The 21,597-nt window shown below is 71.4% G+C and carries 22 protein-coding genes; 10 read left to right on the top strand and 12 right to left on the bottom strand.

Features of this window, described 5'->3' with window-relative positions; translation table 11 throughout:
- Nucleotides 1–462 precede the first annotated feature (462 nt).
- A complete protein-coding gene (locus ACIRB4_RS01325) occupies nt 463–3,312 on the top strand; it encodes a hypothetical protein (protein ID WP_403287747.1) in 2,850 nt (949 codons plus the stop codon).
- A gap of 154 nt (nt 3,313–3,466) precedes the next feature.
- Here the strand turns inward: ACIRB4_RS01325 and ACIRB4_RS01320 are convergent, their stop codons facing one another.
- On the bottom strand, nt 3,467–4,111 hold the full coding sequence (locus ACIRB4_RS01320; protein ID WP_403287746.1) for a dihydrofolate reductase family protein: 645 nt from the start codon (nt 4,109–4,111) through the stop codon (nt 3,467–3,469).
- Between the two features lie 104 nt (nt 4,112–4,215).
- Here ACIRB4_RS01320 and ACIRB4_RS01315 point away from each other — a divergent pair, with 104 nt between their 5' ends.
- Nucleotides 4,216–4,785 carry a DinB family protein gene (locus tag ACIRB4_RS01315; RefSeq protein ID WP_403287744.1) on the top strand — a complete coding sequence of 190 codons (570 nt, stop codon included), beginning with the start codon at nt 4,216–4,218 and terminating at the stop codon, nt 4,783–4,785.
- A 20-nt stretch (nt 4,786–4,805) separates the two neighbouring features.
- Here the strand turns inward: ACIRB4_RS01315 and ACIRB4_RS01310 are convergent, their stop codons facing one another.
- On the bottom strand, nt 4,806–5,810 hold the full coding sequence (locus ACIRB4_RS01310; protein WP_403287743.1) for a hypothetical protein: 1,005 nt from the start codon (nt 5,808–5,810) through the stop codon (nt 4,806–4,808).
- Between the two features lie 104 nt (nt 5,811–5,914).
- Nucleotides 5,915–6,325 (bottom strand): hypothetical protein, encoded by a 411-nt coding sequence (locus ACIRB4_RS01305; protein WP_403287742.1) that lies wholly within the window; start codon nt 6,323–6,325, stop codon nt 5,915–5,917.
- An 82-nt stretch (nt 6,326–6,407) separates the two neighbouring features.
- Here ACIRB4_RS01305 and ACIRB4_RS01300 point away from each other — a divergent pair, with 82 nt between their 5' ends.
- The gene (locus ACIRB4_RS01300) at nt 6,408–7,226 is read left to right on the top strand and encodes a helix-turn-helix domain-containing protein (RefSeq protein WP_403287741.1); all 819 of its coding nucleotides are present in this window, start codon (nt 6,408–6,410) and stop codon (nt 7,224–7,226) included.
- Complete coding sequence (locus tag ACIRB4_RS01295; RefSeq protein ID WP_403287740.1) at nt 7,223–7,456, top strand: DUF397 domain-containing protein; 234 nt, start codon at nt 7,223–7,225, stop codon at nt 7,454–7,456. Before ACIRB4_RS01300 ends, ACIRB4_RS01295 begins: the two co-directional genes overlap by 4 nt.
- 14 nt (nt 7,457–7,470) lie before the next feature.
- On the opposite strand, the gene ACIRB4_RS01290 is transcribed toward ACIRB4_RS01295, so the two are convergent.
- Both ACIRB4_RS01290 and ACIRB4_RS01285 read right to left on the bottom strand, forming a co-directional pair.
- Nucleotides 7,471–8,349 (bottom strand): alpha/beta fold hydrolase, encoded by an 879-nt coding sequence (locus ACIRB4_RS01290; RefSeq protein ID WP_403287739.1) that lies wholly within the window; start codon nt 8,347–8,349, stop codon nt 7,471–7,473.
- A 413-nt stretch (nt 8,350–8,762) separates the two neighbouring features.
- Nucleotides 8,763–9,455, bottom strand: coding sequence for a metal-dependent transcriptional regulator (locus ACIRB4_RS01285; RefSeq protein ID WP_356891665.1), 693 nt, complete (start codon nt 9,453–9,455; stop codon nt 8,763–8,765).
- Between the two features lie 149 nt (nt 9,456–9,604).
- On the opposite strand from ACIRB4_RS01285, the gene ACIRB4_RS01280 reads away from it, so the two are divergent.
- The gene (locus ACIRB4_RS01280; RefSeq protein WP_403287738.1) at nt 9,605–10,384 is read left to right on the top strand and encodes an SIS domain-containing protein; all 780 of its coding nucleotides are present in this window, start codon (nt 9,605–9,607) and stop codon (nt 10,382–10,384) included.
- 26 nt (nt 10,385–10,410) lie between these two features.
- On the opposite strand, the gene ACIRB4_RS01275 is transcribed toward ACIRB4_RS01280, so the two are convergent.
- Both ACIRB4_RS01275 and ACIRB4_RS01270 read right to left on the bottom strand, forming a co-directional pair.
- Nucleotides 10,411–11,646, bottom strand: a complete 1,236-nt coding sequence (locus ACIRB4_RS01275; RefSeq protein WP_403287736.1) for an ATP-binding protein — start codon at nt 11,644–11,646, stop codon at nt 10,411–10,413.
- Nucleotides 11,643–12,302, bottom strand: coding sequence for a response regulator transcription factor (locus tag ACIRB4_RS01270; RefSeq protein ID WP_403287735.1), 660 nt, complete (start codon nt 12,300–12,302; stop codon nt 11,643–11,645). The genes ACIRB4_RS01275 and ACIRB4_RS01270 overlap by 4 nt, the downstream gene beginning before the upstream one ends.
- Nucleotides 12,303–12,389: 87 nt before the next feature.
- Here ACIRB4_RS01270 and ACIRB4_RS01265 point away from each other — a divergent pair, with 87 nt between their 5' ends.
- Genes ACIRB4_RS01265 through ACIRB4_RS01250 form a run of 4 tightly spaced genes read left to right on the top strand, consistent with a single transcriptional unit; the run spans nt 12,390 to nt 15,845 of the window.
- On the top strand, nt 12,390–12,890 hold the full coding sequence (locus ACIRB4_RS01265) for a hypothetical protein (RefSeq protein WP_403287734.1): 501 nt from the start codon (nt 12,390–12,392) through the stop codon (nt 12,888–12,890).
- Nucleotides 12,887–13,954 carry an efflux RND transporter periplasmic adaptor subunit gene (locus ACIRB4_RS01260; RefSeq protein ID WP_403287733.1) on the top strand — a complete coding sequence of 356 codons (1,068 nt, stop codon included), beginning with the start codon at nt 12,887–12,889 and terminating at the stop codon, nt 13,952–13,954. The genes ACIRB4_RS01265 and ACIRB4_RS01260 overlap by 4 nt, the downstream gene beginning before the upstream one ends.
- Nucleotides 13,951–14,640 (top strand): ABC transporter ATP-binding protein, encoded by a 690-nt coding sequence (locus tag ACIRB4_RS01255; RefSeq protein ID WP_403287731.1) that lies wholly within the window; start codon nt 13,951–13,953, stop codon nt 14,638–14,640. The genes ACIRB4_RS01260 and ACIRB4_RS01255 overlap by 4 nt, the downstream gene beginning before the upstream one ends.
- Nucleotides 14,640–15,845: an ABC transporter permease gene (locus ACIRB4_RS01250; RefSeq protein ID WP_403287730.1), complete on the top strand. Its 1,206-nt coding sequence runs from the start codon at nt 14,640–14,642 to the stop codon at nt 15,843–15,845. Before ACIRB4_RS01255 ends, ACIRB4_RS01250 begins: the two co-directional genes overlap by 1 nt.
- A gap of 102 nt (nt 15,846–15,947) precedes the next feature.
- Here ACIRB4_RS01250 and ACIRB4_RS01245 read toward each other — a convergent pair whose 3' ends face one another.
- The gene (locus ACIRB4_RS01245; protein ID WP_403287729.1) at nt 15,948–17,303 is read right to left on the bottom strand and encodes a PAS domain-containing protein; all 1,356 of its coding nucleotides are present in this window, start codon (nt 17,301–17,303) and stop codon (nt 15,948–15,950) included.
- Between the two features lie 418 nt (nt 17,304–17,721).
- On the bottom strand, nt 17,722–18,354 hold the full coding sequence (pdxH, locus tag ACIRB4_RS01240; protein ID WP_403288631.1) for a pyridoxamine 5'-phosphate oxidase: 633 nt from the start codon (nt 18,352–18,354) through the stop codon (nt 17,722–17,724).
- A gap of 223 nt (nt 18,355–18,577) precedes the next feature.
- On the opposite strand from pdxH, the gene ACIRB4_RS01235 reads away from it, so the two are divergent.
- Nucleotides 18,578–19,678, top strand: a complete 1,101-nt coding sequence (locus tag ACIRB4_RS01235) for a citrate synthase 2 (protein ID WP_403287728.1) — start codon at nt 18,578–18,580, stop codon at nt 19,676–19,678.
- Here ACIRB4_RS01235 and ACIRB4_RS01230 read toward each other — a convergent pair.
- The 3 genes from ACIRB4_RS01230 to ACIRB4_RS01220 all read right to left on the bottom strand — a co-directional run bounded on the left by ACIRB4_RS01230 (nt 19,657) and on the right by ACIRB4_RS01220 (nt 21,551).
- Nucleotides 19,657–20,697: an isopenicillin N synthase family dioxygenase gene (locus ACIRB4_RS01230; RefSeq protein ID WP_403287727.1), complete on the bottom strand. Its 1,041-nt coding sequence runs from the start codon at nt 20,695–20,697 to the stop codon at nt 19,657–19,659. The genes ACIRB4_RS01235 and ACIRB4_RS01230 overlap by 22 nt on opposite strands.
- A gap of 195 nt (nt 20,698–20,892) precedes the next feature.
- On the bottom strand, nt 20,893–21,291 hold the full coding sequence (locus ACIRB4_RS01225; RefSeq protein WP_403287726.1) for a PIN domain-containing protein: 399 nt from the start codon (nt 21,289–21,291) through the stop codon (nt 20,893–20,895).
- Nucleotides 21,292–21,299: 8 nt separating this feature from the next.
- A complete protein-coding gene (locus ACIRB4_RS01220) occupies nt 21,300–21,551 on the bottom strand; it encodes a hypothetical protein (protein WP_403287725.1) in 252 nt (83 codons plus the stop codon).
- Nucleotides 21,552–21,597: the final 46 nt, after the last annotated feature.

Raw genomic sequence — 21,597 nt, 5'->3', positions numbered from 1 at the left:
GACCGGTTGGCCGGCCGCGCCATTGCTTCAGTTTGTCGACAGGCATTGACAGACCAGGAGCGGCCAGGTCTAACCTCCGAGCTGTACTGCGCCAAAGGAGCCGACACCCACGGGGTCATACGGGTGCGGCTCTCCACGGGGGGAACGTTTGTATGGCGATGTGTGCTGCCCTGACCGCAGCCTCGACAAGCCGGCACCGGATGCGGCTTCACATGAAACCCACTGCCCTGGCCGACCGGGGCGGCCACCCACACGCGCGCTGAACGGGTTCCCGGCAACTGCCCTGAGTACGACGTCCACTGATGTGACGTCGCATGACCGGCAGTGGGCCGCCCGTACGGGGAAATCGCGCAACTGAGCCTGGAAAAGCCAGTACTCGGCCACTCGGCCTCATGACATGTACCGGACACCCGCATGCCCGAGCGGGCGGTTCGTCATACCTCGACAGAGAAAGAAGACACGATGCTCAGACAGAGGCTGAGGCCGGCGCTCACCGCGCTGGTCGGCATCTTGATGGCCGGCGGTCTTGTGGCGACGACGCCACAGGTCGCACAGGCCGATCCACCACCCCTGCCGTTCCCGGTCCCCTCCTGTGAACCGGGCCCTTGGTATGTGAGCAAGCACTACGAGGAGTTCGCACCGGCCGACGGACCCTGGCGGGTGGCGCCCGGCGACAACCTCGAGGTGACCGTCACCAAGTCCCGCACCATCGAGGTGGGCGCCCAGTTCACCGCCGGCATATCGGCCGAGAAGCTCGTAGCCAAGATCAACGCCGAGATCAGCATCAGCGCGAAGGCCCAGTGGACGAGCTCGGTGGGTCTGAAGACCAACACCGTGTCCCCGGCCCACGAGATCACCTACGTCTCCTACGGCGTTTTCACCGAGCGCGTCTTCATGATGCGCAACTGGTCCCCGGCCGGGTGCAACGTGGGATGGCCGTACACGCTTCAGAGCTTCGCGAGCTCCATGTGGGTGCAGCTCCCGAAGAGCGAGGGATTCAAGAAGGAGACCCGGGCCCCGGGCCGGGGCGGCCTCGGGACACCCGGCGCGACCAACCCGCCCGCCCCGCCGCAGCCGCAGCCGGTGACCTCGGTCCACGGCCTGGCCGACGGAACGATCCTGCACACCACGGACACCAAGCGCATCTACAAGATGGTGGGCGGCGCGCCGGTCTGGCAGGCCACGTGCGACAGCGGCATCTGCGACTCCACGCCCCGTCCCACGTACCAGTCGGTCATCGACGCGGGTCCGAAGGCACCGCGCAACGGCTCGTCGGCCATCGACCAGCGCGGCCGTATCTACATCTTCGTCGGCGGTGCGCCACTGCATCAGTCGCACTGCAACTCGCCGGTCAACTGCGGCCGGCCGCCGAAGATCTCGGACTGGTCGATCGACGCCCGTGACCACATGAACCTGGCCCCGGCCGACGGCAGCCTCGTGCAGGGCTGGAACGCCGGCAACGCGACACCGGTCGCTCAGACCGTCGGTGGGGCGCGGATCAACTTCGCCTCCCCGCAGGAGGTCGTCGACACGGGCTACGGCACGGACTGGCCCTCCAAGGTCGTCATCGTGTCGGACTACTCGTTCAACAACCTCGGGACGATCCCGAAGGACGGCACGCTCGTCCAGGGCACGGGCGGCGGCTCCTCGACGCCGGTCGCCATGTTCGTGGCCGGGTCGCGGATCAACTTCTTCTCGCCGGAGGAAGTGGTCGAGACCGGATACGGGACCAACTGGCGTGAGAAGGTGCGCGCGATCCCGAGCCGCGCCTTCAACGAGTTCCACGCGGACATCCCGCCGGACGGCTCGCTCATCCAGGGCATCGCGAACGGCGTGCCGACACCGGTGGCGATGATGCTCGGTGGCGCCCGGATCAACTTCGCCTCCCCGCAGGAGGTCATCGACGCCGGCTTCGGCACCGACTGGGCGAGCAAGGTCCGCACGGTCCCGACGCGCGCGTTCAACATGATCCGGGCCGACGTGCCCGACGACGGCATCCTGATCCAGGGCACCGGCGGCAGCACGCCGGTCGCCGCGATGATCGGCGGTGCGCGGGTCAACTTCGCCTCACCGCAGGAAGTCATCGACTCCGGCTTCGGTACGGACTGGGCGTCGAAGGTCCGCGCGCTGCCGGGACGGGCGTTCAGCCTCATCCCGGACCGGATCTCGGACGGCACGCGCGTGAAGAAGGCGGGCAGCAGCTCGCAGGCCGGCATCGTCGGGGGGGCGAAGGTGCCGTTCATGTCGATGGACGAGCTGATCGCCTGCGGGTACGGCGAGAAGCGGATGTGGACCATCCCCGACCGCGTTTGGGACGCGCTCCCGAACAAGATCGCCGACGGTACCCGGATCGCCAAGAGCGGGTCCCCGTCGGAGGCCGCCGTGGTCGGCGGAGCCCGGGTCGACTTCCACAGCGAGGCCGAGCGCAACGACGCCGGTTACGGCGGCAAGGCGCGCGAGGTGATCCCGGTACGGGTCTGGGACGCCATGACCACGAAGATCGCGGACGGCACCAGGATCGCCAAGAGCGGCTGGTCGTCGGAGGCGGCGGTGGTCGGCGGAGCCCGGGTCGACTTCCACACCGAGGCCGAGCGCAACGACGCCGGTTACGGCGGCAAGCCGCGCGAGGTCATCCCCGTACGGGTCTGGGACGCCATGACCACGAAGATCGCCGACGGGACCCGGATCGCCAAGAGCGGGGCTTCGTCGGAGGCCGCCGTGGTCGGCGGAGCGCGCGTCGACTTCTACACGGAGGCCGAGCGCAACGAGGCGGGCTACGGCGCCAAGCCGCGCCTGGTCATCCCCGTCCGCGTCTGGGACGGCATGACGACGAAGATCGCGGACGGGACCCGGATCGCCAAGAGCGGGGCCACGTCCGAGGCGGCGGTGGTCGGCGGAGCACGCGTCGACTTCCACTCCATGGACGAACTCCAGGCCGCCGGTTACGGCGCCAAGCCGCGCCTGGTCATCCCCGTCCGCGTCTGGGACGGCATGACCACGAAGATCGCGGACGGCACCCGGATCAAGGACGCCGGCTCGCTGAGCCAGGCGGCGGTCGTGGGCGGGGCGAAGGTCCCGTTCCACAGCATGGAGGAGCTGACGGCAAGCGGGTACGCGGACGATCCCATGCAGGTGGTGCCGAACCGTGTCTGGCAGTCGCTGTCCACAGAGTTCGCCGACGGCACCCGTCTGAAGTCCCCGGACTCGCCGGACCTCTGGTTGATCACCGAGGGCCGTCGGACCCCGACGGACGTGACCACCGGAGTGTGGACGGTCCCGCAGCGGGTGATCGACGCCGTACCTCTGGTCTGACCCGGTGCGGTGACACCGCACACCCACACGGAGGCCGCCCGGACCCACCGGGCGGCCTTCCGCCGTCCGGAGCTCGTGGCGGCTCTCCGCGTCCGGCGCTAAAGCCGTTGCGGGCCCGGCCGGGGTATCGGTCCCGAGCGAGCGGGGCCTCGGGTCACTTCCGCCAGAACAGGTGGTGCGTCACTCCGCTCGGGCTGGGCACGACGTCGAGGTGGAACCGGTCGAGCAGTTCCTCGGGAGACTCCCAGAGCCGAAGCCCGGACCCGAGCTTCTCCGGCGAGACGGCCACGTGGAGGGTGTCGACGAGGTCGGCGTCGAGGAACTCCCGGACGGTGGTGACCCCGCCGCCGAGCCGGACGTCCTTGCCCCGCGCCGCCTCCCGCGCCTGTTCGAGAACGGTGGCCGGGTCGCCGTCGACGAAGTGGAACGTCGTGTCGGAGAGCGTGAACGACGGACGCCCGTGGTGGGTCATGACGAACACCGGGGTGTGGAACGGCGGCTCGTCCCCCCACCAGCCCTGCCACTCATGGTCCTGCCACGGCCCGCGCTGGGGACCGAACTTGTTGCGGCCCATGATCTCGGCGCCGATGTTGTGAGTGAAGTCCCGCGTGAAGTAGTCGTCGAGGCCCCGGCTGCCGCCGGGGTCGGTGCGCATGGGCCAGCTCGCCGTGGCACCGGCCCAGGCGAACATCTTCCCGGGATCCACATGGCCGAACGGCCTCTCCAGGGTCTGGTCCTCACCAGCGCCGATTCCGTCACTGGAGACGTTGAAGTTCTGGACCCGCAGGAGCTGAGCCACGTGTTCCTCCTCTGTTGTCACCGACAAGCGACAAAGGGAAGACTCCCGGGACCCGCGGAAGTCATCGCTAAAGCCGTTGCGGGCCCGGGCACACCCGAACGACCATGGCGCGCATGAGCGACCGACCCGCGCGATGGACCCAGGCCACCGTCTACCCCGACATGTGGGCCGACCCCGACGACGACCCCCGCCACAGAGAGGGAGACGGCCCCGACGGCGAGCTCGCGACGCTGCTGGAGTTCCAGACGGACTACCGCACGACCCTGCTGATGAAGTGCGAGGGCCTGGACCCGGAGCAAATGGCCCGTCGCTCCGTCCCGCCGTCGACGATGTCGCTGCTCGGCCTGATCCGGCACCTCGCCGAGGTGGAGCGGGACTGGCGCAACTGGATCAGCGACGACGAACCGCTGCCGACGCTGTACGGCGAGGACGACGGCGACTTCGACGGAGCCGTGGCCGACCAGGCCGTGGTCGACGAGGCGTACTCCGCCCTGGCCCGCGAGCAGGCCGAGGTCGACGCCGTACTGGCCGAACACCCCGACCTGGGTGAGCGCCTGGGCAGGGAACGGATCGCGGTCCGGGAGCTGATGGTGCACCGGATCGAGGAGTACGCCCGTCACTGCGGCCACGCCGACCTGCTGCGCGAGTGCGTCGACGGGCGGGTCGGCCAGTGACGAGGATGCGGGCGTAACCCTCACAGCCCGGCCACGAGGGCGCGCCAGGAGGGCCGGTCGGTAGCCGGCCGGGGCTCGGCTGTCCGGGGCCGGGCGGCTTCGGTACGGCAACGGCGGCAGCGGGTCTCGCCCGCGACCGGCCGGAACACGTGGTCGTCACCGGGCCCGTCGCAGATGACCAGCGCCCCCGGGGCGGGAGCGGCGGCGGAGGCGTCCGGTTCGACCGGCGCGGGCGGTGGCACCGGCGCGGGGAGCTTCACGGTCAGGCGGTGGCGCAGGAAGCCCACCGCCGAGCGGATGGCGGGCGGCGGGGAGTTCGTCAGCGCATGCCTCAGATCGGCCACGGAGACCCCGCGCCGCAGCCACTCCGCCGCCACCTCGGCGAGACCGCGCGCCTCCCGGGCCCCGAGGAGCAGATCCCGGTTGTGGTGGCGCAGCTCCAGCAACACGCGCTCGGCGAGGACGACTTCGGACGCGGGAGCCGGTTCCGGTGCCGCGTCGGGTACGGCGGGTACGGCCACCGGGTCCGGTGCCGGAGCCGGTGCCTGGTCGGGCTCCGGTTCCAGCTCCGGCTCCGGCTTTTCGGGGGGTGGGTGGGGAAGGTTCTTCTTCCCACCGTCTTTCTCTTCCGGAGGAGGACAGCCGAGACATGGGCCGCTCGGAGAACCGACCGTCGGATCCACGGCAGTCGGCGACCGGCCGTCACGAGTGGCGCTCGCCTCCTCACGCGTGAGGGTGACGTTGGAGAGCAGCTGGTCGGTGATCCAGTGCCCGCGCCCGCCCTGCCACCTCCACTCGTGGAGGAAGCCGCAGGCGGTCAGGGACTCCTTGGCCCGCTGGTACGCCCGGGGCTTCATCCCCAGGGCTGTGGCGTGTTCGCCGAGCGGCTTGGCGGCCAGGCTCTCGGGGAGCCCCTGCACGTAGATGATCAGGAGCTTGGCGTCGCTGTTGAGCCGCGGATGGCGCACGACATCGTGCGAGACCTTCGTGAAGCAGCGAGCAGGCGCGATAGCATGCCGGAGCATTTCTGGTGGACTCCTAGTTTATCCACTAGAGGTGAAGGCCCTCGGTACCGGTGTTGGCGCACCGCCGGGGGCCGCCCCATTTCTCACGGAGCGTGATGACGCGGTCACCGTACCGCATGGATGACCATCCTGTGCAACAAGTCCGGCTCCACGAAGGGGCCTTCGGCCGTGGGCCGTGAGCGCCAGTCCAGGGGCCAGGTCAGGCCGTCGAGCGCGGGGATGCCGACGAAGGCCGCACTCCGCCCCTCCCGGCTCAGCGCCCGCGCGGGGGCCGGCCAGGCGTACGCGGCGGCGGTCTTCGGGGGCAGTAGGAAGTACGAGTTCCGCTCCCCCGTCAGCTGACGGACGATCGGCCCCGCCTGGAAGTCCGTGAACTCCATGAGCCGGTACGCCACGTCCTCGCCGAGGAACCCCCCGATCCGTACGGCGTCGAAGTGCACGCCCGCGTGACGCAGGGCATGCCCGGTCGCTGGCACCCAAGAGGGAACGCTGTCAAGTGACTTGCGCGAATTCATGACACCAGCTTTCCGGCCCCGCTCTACTGTGACCAGCGCCACAGACTGTTTGTGGCGGACTGTGCACTGGGGGAGGTCAGGTGTGAAGGTCGGAAACAGCAGAATGCCTGGGGCGGCGAAGGCCTTCGGGAGGCTCTTGCGCTTCTACCGCGAGCGGGCGGCTGTCTCGCAGGAGACGCTGGGCAAGGAGACTGGATACTCCAAGTCCCAGGTGGCGATGATCGAGCGTGGCCAACGCCGGCCAAGGGGCAAGTTCGTCGAGATCGCGGACGCGTGGCTGGGTGCACAAGGTGCACTTCTGGAGGTCGCGGAGGAGCTCACGGCCAGCGCGGTTGCCGCGTGGTTCGAGGATTACCTGGAGGAGGAGGCCGAGGCAGCCGGCATCTATTCGTACGAGAACCACCTCATCCCCGGTTTGCTCCAGACGCCGGACTACGCGCGCGCAGTGTTCCGTTGCGCCAGCCCTCCGTGGGAAGACGATGTGCTCGAAGCCATGGTGGCGGCACGTATGGCCAGGCACGCGGTGTTCCACCGCAAGCCCGCACCCCTCATCGGATTCGTCCTGGAGAAGATCGCGCTCACCCGTCCCATCGGAGGGCCTGAGGTCCTCAAGAGCAACCTGCTGCACATCCTCGACGTCGCCAGCCTCCGCAACGTCGAGATCCAGGTCATGCCGGAGGACCGCACGTCTCATGCCGGTCTCAGCGGTCCGTTCATCTTGCTGGAGACCGCCAAGCGTCGCAGCCAGCTCGTCTACGTCGAAGGCTTGAGCGGCCGGTACTTTCTCAGCGAACAGCCCGAGCTGGGCGACGCGTTCGCGCGATATGGCACTCTGCGCGCGCAGGCCCTTACCCCGGAAGACTCCGCACGACTCATCGAACAGGTGGCACGAGAGCTATGAGCAACGATCTCAACTGGTTCAAGAGCAGCTACAGCAGCGAGCAGGGCGGCAACTGCATCGAGGTCGCCGTCGCCTGGACGAAGTCCACGTACAGCGGCCCCCAGGGCGGCGACTGCGTCGAAATCGCCGCCTGCCCCCACACCGTCCACGTCCGCGACTCCAAGGACACCACCCTCCCCCCCTTCACCGTCTCCCCCACCGCCTGGTCCGCCTTCCTCTCGGCGATGTGAGGAGCCGGCGACCGTCAGGACGTCAGGACGCCGTTCAGGAACGGCTCGATGGCCTCCCGCCAGGCTTCCGGGTGGTCGTAGTGGAGGAGGTGGCCCGCGTCCGGGATCTCGGCGTAGGCGCCGTGGGGGAGGACGCGGACCATCTCCTGGGCCTCCGCGCGGCCCAGTTCGCCGTCCAGGCCGCGGACGACGAGGGTCGGGCAGCGGACCTGGGCGAGCGACTCCCAGTGGGCGTCGTGCACCCAGGTCTCGCGCGAGGTCAGCATCTGGGCCGGGTCGAAGACCGGGTACCAGCCGTCGGGGCGTTCGGTCATCACCTCGGCGAAGAACTCGCCCCGGGCGGGGTTGGGCCGCTCGACCCAGGGATCGTCCTGGCCGAACCAGGTGCGGACGTCCGCTAGCGAGGCGAAGGGAACCGGCCAGCGGCGGAACCAGTCCTGCCACTCCCGCTGGGTGGCCGCGCCGAGGGCCGAGGCCCGCATGTCGCAGATGACCAGGGCGTGGACGAGGTCCGGGCGTTCGGCGGCGAGCTGCCAGGCGGTGAGGGCGCCCATGGAGTGGCCTATGAGCGTGACGGGCCCCAGGCCGAGCTGTTCGACGGCGGCGGCCGCGTCGGCGACGTACGCCTCCCGTGTGAAGGGGCCGGCCGGGGGCTTGTCGCTGAGGCCGTGGCCTCGCTGGTCGAGGGCGACCGTGCGGTGACGGTCCGCCAGCCAGCGGGCGGTCGGGGCCCAGTGGGAGGCGCGTCCCATCAGGCCGTGGAGCAGTAACACTCCGGGCTCGGGGGCGTGCGGAGCCTGCTCGCGCCGCTCCCCCCGCGCCCGCTCATTCGTGAACTCCCAGGCAGCCAGGCGTACGCCGGCGGCTCCGGTGACGTCCAGACGTCGCACCATGTTCCCTGGCACCCCCTCTTTCCCATCGAGCGTGTCGAGCCCCGCCAGACTATCGAACCTGTATTCGAAAATCGGGTTCTGCCGCGTAACACCCCTCGTTCGAGTGACGGGCTTCAAGGGTTGACGCGCGCTGCCGGGGGGAGATCTTCAGCGGGAGGCGGACCGCTCGGGGAAAACGGTCCGAGGGGAATGACCCTGAGAGCTCGGGGCTCCGGGTCAGCACAGGGGAGGACAGGCCCCGGCGCCCATGGGCGCCGGGGCCCTCTGTCTTCTGTCGCACCGCCCCCGACGCCCGCATCGCACACCCCTCCCGGCCTCGCACGGCTGACCCCAGCGTGGCACGGCGAGAGTCCGGCCGTGGTGATTCCGACGTAAATCGGGCCGACAGGTTCCGGGGGCGAGGGGGGTGGGGCTCAGCGCTTGGCGACGAAGACGTGCGCCGCGACGTCCGCGTCCAGCTCGGCCGCCTCGCCGCTGCTGCCGACCAGGACACCGCCCGCCGACTCCGTCACGCTCACCACGGAGCCGGGCTGCACGCCCGCCCGCCGCAGCGTGTACATCAGCTGGGCGTCCGTCTGGATCGGCTCGCCGATCCGGCGGACGATCACCGTCTTGCCCTCCTGGCCCGCGTCCAGGTCGGCCAGCGAGACCATCGAGTCGTCCAGGAAGGACTCCGCCTCCGCCTTCTCGCCCAGCTCCTCCAGACCCGGGATCGGGTTGCCGTACGGCGACTCCGTCGGGTGCCGCAGCAGCTCCAGGACGCGCCGCTCCACGGCCTCGCTCATCACGTGCTCCCAGCGGCACGCCTCCGCGTGGACCTGCTCCCACTCCAGGCCGATCACGTCGACGAGCAGGCACTCGGCGAGGCGGTGCTTGCGCATGACGCGGGTGGCCAGACGGCGACCCTCGTCCGTGAGTTCCAGATGGCGGTCGCTCGCCACGGCCACCAGGCCGTCGCGCTCCATACGGGCCACCGTCTGGCTCACCGTCGGGCCGCTCTGGTCGAGCCGCTCGGCGATCCGGGCGCGCATAGGGACCACACCTTCCTCCTCCAGCTCGAGGATGGTGCGGAGATACATCTCCGTTGTGTCGATCAGTCCGGACATACGTGCCCCTCGATGAGTCGTGCGCTGGCCCTGACCCAATTCTGACGCATCGCGACGACAACCGGGTCGTGCCGAGGCAAGGCGGTATTGACAGCGCAATGGTCCAGACCGCAACGTGATCCGCGACACGACGACAAGGAGCTTCGGGAATGGGCGACAGCGCGCGCGAGGGCAGCCGCGAGAGCAAGCTGGCCGGGCAGTTCTTCGACGCCGCGATCGGCCTGCTGCGACGTGTCCGCGACGAGGACGCCGAGGACATCGCCGCGGCCGGCACCGCCATCGCCGAAGCCGTCGCCGCGGGCGGCCGCCTCTTCGCCTTCGGCGCCGGACACTCCTCGCTGGCCGCCCAGGACGTCGTCTACCGGGCGGGCGGCCTGGCCCTGATGAACCTGCTCACGGTGCCCGGCGTCGTCGGCGTCGACGTCATGCCGGCCACCCTCGGCTCGGCCCTGGAACGGGTCGACGGCCTGGCGGGCGCGGTCCTCGACTCCTCCCCCGCCACCTCGGGCGACGTCCTGATCATCATCTCCCTCTCCGGGCGCAACGCCCTGCCCGTCGAGATGGCGATGAACGCGCGGGCGCTCGGCCTCACCGTGATCGGTGTGACGTCGGTGGCGTACGCGAGCGAGACGAAGTCCCGGCACGTCTCGGGCACGTATCTGAAGGACCACTGCGACATCGTCCTCGACTCCAAGATCGCCGTCGGCGACGCCGAACTCACCCACGAGTCCATCGAGGCGCCCTTCGCCCCGACCTCGACGGTCGTCACGAGCGCCCTGATGCAGGCCACGATGGCCGCGGCCGCCGAGGAGCTGGTCCGCCTCGGCATCGAGCCGCCGCTGCTGCGGTCGGGGAACGTCGACGGCGGGCACGAGTGGAACGGCCGCGTGATGACGGAGTACCGGGACCGGATCTTCTACCGGCACTGAACCCCGTACGCCCACCCAGCCACCAGCTACCGCTCTTCGTCGAAGCGGACCCGGACCGTCAGGCCGCCGCCCTCCGTGTTGGCGGACGCGGTGGTCGTGGCGCCGTGGGCGCGGGCGATGGAGTCGACGATCGAGAGGCCCAGGCCCGCCCCCTCCCCCGGCACGTGGGTGCGTTCGGTGAGACGGCGGAAGGGTTCGAAGAGCAGCGGGACGGTGGCGGCCGGGACCACGGGGCCGGTGTTCGACACCCCCACACCGCCGGGGCCCGTACGGACCTCCACACGGCCGCCCGGAACGTTGTGCCGTACCGCGTTCGCGAGCAGGTTGTGGACCAGCCGGTCCAGGAGGACCGCGTCGCCGGAGACCGTCAGGGGCCGGGCCCGTACGGAGACCGTCACCTCGCGCTCCGCCGCCTCGGCCGCCAGCGCCTCCACCGCCCGCCGGACGACCTCGTGGACCGCCACCGGCCGCCGCTCCCGCAGGCCCTGGTCGGAGGCGGCGAGCAGCAGCAGCCCCTCGATGATCCGTTCGCTGCCGTCGGCGACCTCGATGAGCTTCGACCGGATCCGGGCGACCCGCTCCGGGCCCGGCTCCCCCGCGAGCCCGATCTCGGCCGCGGCCCGCTGCACGGCGACCGGGGTCCGCAGCTCGTGCGCCGCGTTCGCGGCGAACCGCTGCTGCGCCGTCACCAGTTGCTCCATGCGCCCGAGCATCGCGTCGAAGGTGTCCGCGAGCCGCTTCAGCTCCCCGGGCGGCCCGTCCAGGGCGATCCGCTCGTGCAGGTTCTCCCCGGACAGCCGACGGGCCGTCTCGGTGATCACGGCGACCGGGCGCAGCACGCGGCCCGCCATCCACCAGGCGAGGACGACGGAGAGGACGACGTACACCGCGAGGACGATCACGGAGACCGTGAGGAGCCGCTCCAGGGCGGCGCTCTCGGCCGCGTCGCTCACCCGGGTGGTGATCGCGAGTCCGCGGTCCATCCCGGGCGGCAGCGGGCCCGGGCTCGTCGTCGCGGCCGGCGACCAGGTCGGGAGGGGGGTCTGCGACGGCAGTCCGTCCATCCGCCGGGCGGGTACGGCGCTGGTGACCGCGCCGCTGATCGACGAGTACAGGCCCTCCTTGACCAGCAGGTACACCACTCCCGTGAGCAGTCCGCCCGCCAGGACCAGAAGGCCGCCGTACAGCCCCGTCAGCCGGGCCCGTTCGCTGTTCAGGAGGTTCACGAGGTGCACGCGATTCACGAGGTTCACGAGGTTCACGAGGCGATCCGGTAGCCCGCGCCCGGCACCGTCTCCACCACCGGCGGGTCGCCCAGCTTCGCGCGGAGCTTGCTCAGGGTCACCCGTACCGCGTTCGTGCGATAGCTGGTGTGCTCCTCCCACACCTGCTCGATGAGGTCCTCGCCGCTGACGACGGCTCCCTCCGCCCGCAGCAGCGCCTCCAGGACCGCGAACTCCTTCCGGGACAGGTGCAGGTGCCGCCCGTCACGGTCGGCCTGGCGGCGGGCGGTGTCCAGGACGATGCCGGCCCGTTCGAGCACGGGAGGGAGCGCGGGCCGGGCTCGCCGCCCGAGGGCCAGGACGCGGGCCAGCAGCTCGTCGTAGGCGAACGGCTTGGTCAGATAGTCGTCGGCGCCCAGGCCCAGACCGTCGACCCGGTCGCGTACCGTTCCCGCCGCCGTCAGCATGAGGACCCGGGTCAGCAGCCGCTGCGCCACGACCTGCCGGCACACGTCGTCGCCGTGCATCCCGGGCAGGTCACGGTCCAGGATCATGACGTCGTACTCCCCGAACCGGAGCTTCCGCAGGGCCTCCGGGCCGTCGCCGGCGACGTCCACGGCGAGCGCGTCACGGCGCAGGCCCTCGGCGATCATCTCGGCGAGAAACGCCTCGTCCTCCACCACCAGTACGCGCATGGGCCCTGTGTACCGGACGGCGGCTTTCGTCTCTGTTAACCGATCCGCTGAGAGAGACGAAACACCCGCTCCCGGCACGCTCGCGCCATGACGACCCGACAGAAGATCGAACTGGCCGCCGCGACCGGCCTTGCCGCCCTCACCCTCCTCCTCACCTCCGCCTGCTCCGGCTCCGGCTCCGGCGAGAAGCCGGAAGCCACGGGCGTGAGCGACGAGGGGAAGAAGGCCGACCAGGCCCTTGAGCACCGGAAGTGTCTGCGCGAGCAGGGCCTCGACGTGCCCGAGCCCGAGCCGGGCCAGGACGGGCGCGGAATGGCCATCGGCGGCGACGTGTCCAAGGAGAAGCTGGAGAAGGCGTTCAAGGCCTGCCGCGGCAAGGGCGGCGCCGGCATGGGCGAGGAGATGACCCAGGCCGACAAGGACAAGATGATCAAGTACGCGCAGTGCATGCGCAAGAACGGCGTCGACATGCCCGACCCGACGTTCGAGGGCGGCGGCGCGATGGCGCCCGCGCGGCCGATGCCGCAGGGCGCGGAGAAGGAGAAGTTCGAGAAGGCCAACAAGGCCTGCGAGAGCGTGTCGCGATGAGCCGGCGCAGGCTGGTGTTCGCCCTGGCGGCGATCGTCGCCGTCGCCGGAGCGGGCGCGGCCGTCACCTCCGTGACCGCCATGACCGGGCCCGAGAAGCAGCGGGTCGTGGCGGATCAGGGGCTGCCGCCCGCCACCGCCTCCCTCACGCGCGGCGATCTCAGCGACAGCTCCCAGCGGGAGGGCACGCTCGGCCACCTCGGCGAGCGGAAGATCAACGCGGGCGCGGCCGGAACCCTCAACTGGATCGCTCCCACCGGCTCCACCGTCGAGCGGGACGAGCGGCTGTACGAGGTCGACGGCCGGCCCGTCCGCCTGATGTACGGCGCGGAGCCCATGTACCGGACCCTGAAGGCCGGCGACGAGGGCAAGGACGTCCGGCAGGTGGAGGAGAACCTCGCCGCCCTCGGGTACACCGGTTTCACCGTCGACGAGGAGTACACGGAGAAGACCGCCGCCGCCGTGAAACGCTGGCAGAAGTCGCACGACCTGAAGCGGACCGGCACCATCGGCCCGGACGCGATCGCCTTCGCGGGCAGCGCGCTGCGGGTGAAGGAGGCGGGCGCCGCGACCGGCGACCAGGTGGGCCCGGGGCGTCCGGTGCTCACCGTCACGGGCTCGGAGCGGGTCGTACGGTTCAAGCTCCCGGTCGCGGAAGCCGGGACGGTGAAGACCGGAACCCGGGTCTCCGTACAGCTTCCGGACGGGGCCCGGGCGGCGGGGAAGGTGTCGTCGGTCGGCAGGACCGCCTCCCCGGGCGACGATCCGCAGGACACCAGCCCGAAGATCGACATCACGGTCTCCTTCGACGCCCCGGAGAAGGTCAAGGGCGTCGACCAGTCGCCCGTCACCGTCGACCTCACCGGCGAGACGCGCAGGAACGTTCTCTCCGTGCCGGTCAACGCGCTGCTCGCCCTGCCCGGCGGCGGCTTCGGCATCCAGGTCGTCGAGAACGGGAAGGCCAGGGACGTCGAGGTCGAACTCGGCATGTTCGGCCAGGGCCGCGTGGAGGTCAGCGGCGACGGGCTGCGCGAGGGCATGAAGGTCGGGGTGCCGTCCGCATGACCACGGTCGTACGACTCTCCGGGGTCACCAAGGAGTACGCGGGTGGCGTCCGGGCGCTCGACGGGGTCGACCTCCTCGTCAGCGAGGGAGAACTCCTCGGCATCGTCGGCCCATCCGGCTCCGGCAAGTCCACCCTGCTGCACATCGTCGGCACCCTGGACCGGCCCAGTACCGGGACGGTGGAGATCGCCGGGCACGACGTGGCCTCGCTGACGGACCGCCGGCTGTCCGCGCTGCGCGCCCGGCACATCGGCTTCGTCTTCCAGGCGTTCCATCTGGTGCCGGGGGTCGGCGCGCTGGAGAACGTCGCCGAAGGGCTGCTGTACTCCGGGCTGCCCCGGGCCAGGCGGCTGTCGATGGCCGCCGACGCGCTCGCCCGGGTCGGGCTCGCCGACCGGATGCGGCACCGGCCGCACGAACTGTCCGGCGGGCAGAAGCAGCGCGTCGCCATCGCGCGCGCGGTGATCGGCGAACCGGACCTGCTGCTCGCCGACGAGCCGACCGGCGCGCTGGACTCGGCGTCGGGGGAGGCCGTGATGGACCTGCTGCGGGAACTCAACGCGCAGGGCGCGACGATCGCGGTCATCACGCACGACACGGAGATCGCGGGACGGCTGCCACGGCAGGTCCGCCTCCGCGACGGCCGGGTCGTCGCGGACACGGCGCTCGGAAAGGTCGCCGCCTGATGCCCCGTACACGCGCACGCGCCCTGAGGGCGGCGCGGCTCGGGCCGCGTGACGTCGTGCATGTCGGCTCGGCCGGGCTGCGCAGCCGTCCCGTGCGGGTCGTGCTGTCGGCGCTCGGGATCGCCATCGGGATCGCCACGATGATCGCGGTCGTGGGCATCTCGGCGTCCAGCCAGGCGCAGTTGCTCCGGCAGCTCGACGCCCTCGGCACGAACATGCTGGTCGCCAAGCCCGGCGAGGGGATGTTCAGCGGTCAGGAGGTGAAGCTGCCCAAGGACGCGGTGGGGATGGTCGGGCGGATCGACGGCGTCGAGGACGTCGGCGCGACCGGCGACCTCAAGCGCTCGGTCCGGCGCTCGGAGAAGATCCCCGAGGGCGAGACCGGCGGCATCGCGGTGAAAGCCGCCACCGAGGGCATGCTCGACGTCCTGCGGGGCGGCATGGCCGCCGGCACCTGGCTGAACCGGGCCAACGGCCGCTATCCGTCCGTCGTCCTCGGCCATGTGGCGGCCGAGCGGCTCGGCATCACCGAACCGGGCCGGCAGGTCTGGATCGACGACCGGTACTTCACCGTCGTCGGCATCCTCGACCCGCTCCCGCTCGCGCCGGAGATCGAACGCGCGGCGCTGGTGGGGTGGGAGGGGGCGCGGAAGCTGCTGGGCTTCGACGGGCATCCGACGGCGGTGTACGAGAGGTCCACGGACGCGTCCGTCCACACCGTGCGCAAGCTCCTCGCCTCCACGATCGACCCGCGGAACCCGCAGAACGTGGCGGTCGGCGACCCGTCCTCGGCCCTCCAGGCCAAGGCGGCGACCGAGGGGGCGTTCTCGTCGCTGCTGCTCGGGCTCGGGGGGATCGCGCTCCTGGTGGGCGGCGTCGGCGTCGCCAACACCATGATCATCTCGGTCCTGGAGCGCCGCCACGAGATCGGCCTGCGCCGCTCCCTCGGCGCGACCAGGGGCCAGATCAGGATCCAGTTCGTCACGGAGTCCCTGATGCTCTCCGGCCTCGGCGGCCTGGCGGGCGTGGCGCTCGGCGGAGCGGCGACGGCGGTGTACGCGTACGCGGGCGGGCTGCCGTGGGTGATCCCGCCGTGGGCGGTGGCCGGCGGCTTCGCCGCGACGCTGCTGATCGGCACGGTGGCCGGCCTCTACCCGGCGGTCCGGGCGTCCCGGCTGTCCCCGACGCTGGCACTGCAGGCGTAGGGAGGCGGGCGGCGGGGCGGGCGGTGGGGGCGCGTCGGAAGACGACGGGCTCCCCGGGGGTCTTCGGTCCGCGTCCCGGGACGGCGGTCTCCGGGTGTCGGCTCAGTCCCCGTCAGCGACCGCCCCCGCCCCGCTCGCCAGGTCCAGCGATGCCGCCACGCGGACCGCCACCGTCTCCGCGTACACCGCGTCCGGGCGCTCGAACGGAGGGCGAGAGGCCGAGCGGAGGAAGGTCGCCACGCCCACCGTGCGGCCACGGCTGCGCAGCGGCATGCACAGGGCGTGGACGGCGTCGCGCGGCCAGTGGCGTTCGGCGGCCCACTCCTCGGCGGCCTGCCGGGACGCCGTCGCCGAGGCGCGGACCGGGCCCGTGCGGGAGAGGGCCTGGAGGGCGGGGTGGCCGGAGGGGTAGCGGAGCGGGATGCCGCCGCCCGCGACCGCGGCGACCGGGCCCGGGGCGCCCTCCGGGGTCGCCGCCGCGCGCGTCAGGCGCCGCTCCCCCGCCGCCGCGTCGATCAGCGCGTGGTCGGCGAAACCCGCCAGGGCGAAGTCCAGCAGCACCGTCGCCGCCTCCATCGGGTCCTCGCACTCCGCCGCCGCCGCGCCCGCCCGGTGCAGCTGGCTGTACCGGAAGCGCAGGCGGTCCGCCTCCTGCTCCGCCAGCCGCTCCTGTGTCACGTCCTGGAACAGCCATCCCACGCCCAGCGGTACGGGCTCCTCCGCCAGCGGCGACGCCAGCCGTACGAACCCGCTGCGCCAGCACCTCCGCTCGCCCGCCGCCGTCCGCAGCGTCACCCACACATCGGCCGCCGCCCGCGGCGCCCCCTCCGCCAGCACGTGCTGGAGCGCGCCCTCCAACTCCTCCACGCCCTGGCCGACCAGCTCCCCGAGCGGCCGACCGAGCGGGGCCCTGGGGCCCACGCCCATCGCCCGCGCCGCGTGCGCGTTGACCACGGCCGGCCGCAGATCGACGTCGACGACGACGACCCCCCAGGGCGCGTCCTCGAACAGCGCCTCGCTCAGCGCGATCGACCGCTCCAGGTCGATCTGCGCGTGCACCTCGCTGAAGGCGCAGTACACCCCGGCCGGCGCGCCGTCCGGTCCGCGCACGCCCGCCGACTGGGTCCGTACGAGTACCCGGCCGCCGTCCTTGCGGAGCAGCGCGAACTCGTGCACCTGCCGGCCCGGAGCCCCCATCGCCCCCATCAGCCGCCCGAGCGCCTCCGCCCCGTCCGCGCTCCGGGCCGCCCATCCCGCCAATCCGCGCCGCCCGACGGCCTCCTCGGCCGACCAGCCGAGGATCCGCTCGGCCTCGCGGTTCCAGTGCGTGACGATGCCGTCGGCGTCGAAGGCGCAGAGCGCCGCGTCCATCCCGTCGAGCAGCGCGGCCAGCAGATCCGACCCGGGCCCGTGCCCGTCGGCCGCCCGTTCCGCGGTCTCGCTCGTGGAAGCACTCATCCCGGACCCCCTGGCAGGACGGTGTAAGCGCGTGCTACCCGCACGCCCCGGCCCAATTCAACTGGAACGTGACGCAGGACACACCCCCTTCGCTGAAATCTTCGCGCCCCGGAAACATCAGCCCGGGAAAAACACTTGAGCGCGCGCGACGGGGTTCCTAGGGTGTGGGTACACGCGAAAGGAGGTGATCCGAAAAAATGGTTTCTTTTCGGACTCGTGAGGTGACTGCGGGCTAACGCCTGCCGTCGCACTCTGTGCCTCGGCAGGTCAGCTGCCGAAACCCAAGCAGTCACCCGACCCGTGGGCCGCCGGTAAGTCCGGCCGGCTCTCGTCCGAACTCGAGCGGACGGGACCAAGGCCCACGGGTCGTTCGCGTTCTCGGGGCCATGGGCGCTCCCGACCTCGGGGCGCGGCGGCCTCAGGGGGACAGGCGCTCCACCCGCCAGCCCTCCCCGGCCCTCACGTACCGCAGCCGGTCGTGCAGGCGGTTCTCGTGCCCCTGCCAGAACTCGACCGTCTCCGGGACCACCCGGAAGCCGCCCCACTCCGGCGGCACCGGCACCGGCACCTGCTCGTGCTCCGGGTAGCGCGCGGCCAACTCCGCGTACCGCGCGAGAAGTTCCTCGCGCGACTCGATCACCGACGACTGGTGGCTGGCCCACGCCCCGAGCTGGGAGCCGTGCGGGCGGGTGCGGAAGTACGCCTCCGTCTCGTCGCGGCCGGTGCGGGCCGCCCGGCCCGTGACGATGACCTGGCGGGCCAGCGGATGCCAGGGGAAGAGCAGCGCGACGTTCGGGTTGGCGGCCAGCTCGCCGCCCTTGCGGGAGCCGTAGTTGGTGTAGAAGACGAATCCGGCCTCGTCGAAGTGCTTGAGCAGGACGGTCCGGGCGGACGGGCGGCCGTCGGGGGTGGCGGTCGAGACGACCATGGCGTTCGGCTCGTGGATCGCCGGGTTGGTGGCGGTCTCCTTGAACCAGCGCGCGAACTGTTCGATCGGTTCGGGGGCGAGGTCGGCCACGGACAACTGCGGCGTCCGGTACTGCTCGCGCATGTCGGCGGGATCGAGAGCGTCGGTCACGGGTTCATCCTGCCGTAGCGACGGAGTTTGCCCGGCACCGCGTGCCGTTAATCCTTCCTCGCCGGATCGGCGGAGTGTGCCGGATGTCACGCTTCCCCGCATCATCGGAACCGTACAGACTCTTCGGCTGGATGACTGTTACTTCCCGCCATGCCGTCCCAACTGGATGATTGATCATCGATAGAGGAGCCGCCTGATGTCCGACTTCGTACCCGGACTCGAGGGAGTCGTCGCGTTCGAAACGGAGATCGCCGAACCCGACAAGGAAGGCGGCGCTCTTCGGTACCGCGGCGTCGACATCGAGGATCTGGTCGGTCACGTCTCGTTCGGCAACGTCTGGGGCCTGCTGGTCGACGGGGCGTTCAACCCCGGTCTGCCGCCGGCCGAGCCGTTCCCGATCCCCGTGCACTCCGGCGACATCCGCGTGGACGTGCAGTCCGCGCTCGCCATGCTCGCGCCGGTGTGGGGCCTCAAACCGCTCCTCGACATCGATGCCGAGCAGGCCCGCCACGACCTCGCCCGGGCCGCCGTCATGGCGCTGTCGTACGTCGCCCAGTCGGCGCGCGGGCAGGGCCTGCCGATGGTGCCGCAGAGCGAGATCGACAAGGCGCAGTCGGTGGTCGAGCGGTTCATGATCCGCTGGCGCGGCGAGCCGGACCCGAAGCACGTCAAGGCCGTCGACGCGTACTGGACGTCGGCCGCCGAGCACGGCATGAACGCCTCCACCTTCACCGCGCGCGTGATCGCCTCGACGGGCGCGGACGTGGCCGCGGCGCTTTCCGGCGCGGTGGGCGCCATGTCCGGGCCGCTGCACGGCGGGGCCCCGTCCCGCGTCCTCGGCATGATCGAGGAGATCGAGAGGACCGGCGACGCCACCGCGTACGTCAAGCAGGCCCTGGACAAGGGCGAGCGGCTGATGGGCTTCGGCCACCGCGTCTACCGCGCCGAGGACCCGCGCGCCCGCGTCCTGCGCCGTACGGCCAAGGAGCTGGCCGCGCCGCGCTTCGAGGTCGCGGAGGCGCTGGAGAAGGCGGCCCTGGAAGAGCTGCACAACCGGCGCCCGGACCGCGTCCTGGCGACGAACGTGGAGTTCTGGGCCGCGATCGTCCTCGACTTCGCCGAGGTCCCGGCGCACATGTTCACCTCGATGTTCACCTGTGCCCGTACGGCGGGCTGGTCGGCGCACATCCTGGAGCAGAAGCGCACGGGCCGCCTGGTGCGCCCCTCGGCGCGCTACATCGGCCCTGGCCAGCGCGACCCGCGGGACATCGAGGGCTACGCCGACATCGTGGGCTGAGCCCACCGGCTCTCGTCGCGCAGCAGGTCCGCGTGGTGGCGGGCCGCCGCCAGGGGGTGGGCGCGCAGCTTGCCCTTGAGCTCGTTGCGGCCGTACTCGGCGAACAGGGGGTTCGCCGGGTCGGCCGTCACGCCGGGCGCGTACGGGGCGTACGGGAAGGGCAGCGGGGCGATGCGGGCGTCGAGCCGCGGGTTGTAGAAGAACGGGACGGAGAAGCGTTCCGTCGCTCCGGGCGGGGAGACGACCCGGTGGTGGGTGGCGCGGAGGTAGCCGTTCGTGGCCACTTCGAGGAGTTCGCCGAGGTTGACGACGAACGCGCCGGGCAGCGGGGGTACGTCGTGGAAGACGCCGTCCTCCCGCTCGACCTGGAGCCCGCCGACGTGGTCCTGGAGGAGCAGGGTGAGGAAGCCGTAGTCCTTGTGGGCTCCGACGCCCTGGTCGTCGCCGTCGCCGCTGCTGCCCGGGTAGCGCACCAGCTTGAGGTGCGGGTGGGCTCGGGCGCCGAAGATGTCGTCGTAGAAGTCGGCGGGGGCGCCGATGGAGGCGAGCAGTTCGTGCAGCAGCCGCTCGGCGACGCCGCTGAGCCGCTCGACCCAGTTGAGGGCGGCGAGGCGCAGTTCGGGGAGCGCGGCGGGCCACTGGTTGGGGCCCTGGAGCCACCAGTAGGGGGCTTCGCCGGGGGCGGGGATGTGCGCGGGGCGCTCGGCTCCGATGTCGAGCTGGTCGCGCCAGTCGCGGGTGCCGCCGGTGCGTTCGTCGCCGACGCGGGTGTAGCCGCGGAAGTGCGGCGAGAGCGTGGTGTCGATGGCGAGCCGGTCGGCCTCGGGCAGCGCGAAGAAGGCCCGCATGGCGGAGGTGAGCGCCTGGGTGTCGGCCTCGGTGACGCCGTGCCCGACCAGCTGGAAGAAGCCGACGTCGTGGGCGGCGGAGTGCAGCTGGGCGTGGAGCAGACGTCGGGCCTGGGGGCCGCGACGGGCGGCGGCGAGGTCGACGATGGGGAGCTGGGAGTAGTACGACATGGGTGCGTCCGCGGGGTCGTGTACGGGGCCCGTGGGGGCGGGGTCGCCGCCGGTCCACCGGGAGGGGGCGTCGGGGTCAGAGCGCGGACCGACAGCCCATGCCGGCGACACGGAGGAGGTCCACGTGACGGCGGCGTACGAGCGCGAGCATGTGCCCAGCGTACTGCGGGGCGGCCGGCACGGACGTGGCGGCGGTCACAGCGGCAGGAGCCGCACCTTGTCGCCGCACAGGCGGGACATGTCGTCCACGTCCGAGGTGAGCATCACCACCGGGCCGGGCTGGCGCAGCGCCATCTCGGCGACGGTGGCGTCGATGGCGTGCTTGTGGCCGTGAAGGCCGGTGTTCTTGAGCAGCTTGGCCGCCGCCCGGGCGGACTTTTCGGTGACCGGTTCGACCTTGACCCGGGAGAGGATCCAGTCCAGTCGGGGCAGCCTCACCTTGTCGTGCATGACCTCGACGATGGTGTTGGCGCACACGACGAATTCGGCCCCGATCGCGTCGAACGCCTTGAGGACGGCGGTCGTTTCGACGTTCTTGGCGTCGATCCAGGCGGAGAGCCCTTCGGAATCGAGGACGAGCGTTTCGACGCTCATGTTCCGCTTCACGCGGCGCGCTCCATCCGGACGTCGGGGTTCAGGGCTTCCTCGATGCGTGCGTAGGCGGCGGCCATCTCCTCCTCGGTGAAGGCGCCGTGCTCGTCCTCGTACCGCTGGAATTCCTCTTCGCGGAGCTGGTGCCTGATGTGCCGGGCCACCGCCTCCGCCACGTACGCGGACACGTTGTCCGTCAGCTTCTTCATCGCCTCCACGTGCTCCGTGGGGATCGTCACCGTGATGCGGGTCGTCTCGGCCATGTGAAAAGCGTACCGCCATCATGCATACCTGGAGTATGCAGAGACG

The sequence above is a fragment of the Streptomyces sp. NPDC093600 genome, assembly GCF_044764755.1.
GTDB lineage: Bacteria > Actinomycetota > Actinomycetes > Streptomycetales > Streptomycetaceae > Streptomyces.
Note: the sequence above shows the minus strand (reverse complement) of the source record. Positions and strands in the feature narration are given on the sequence as shown.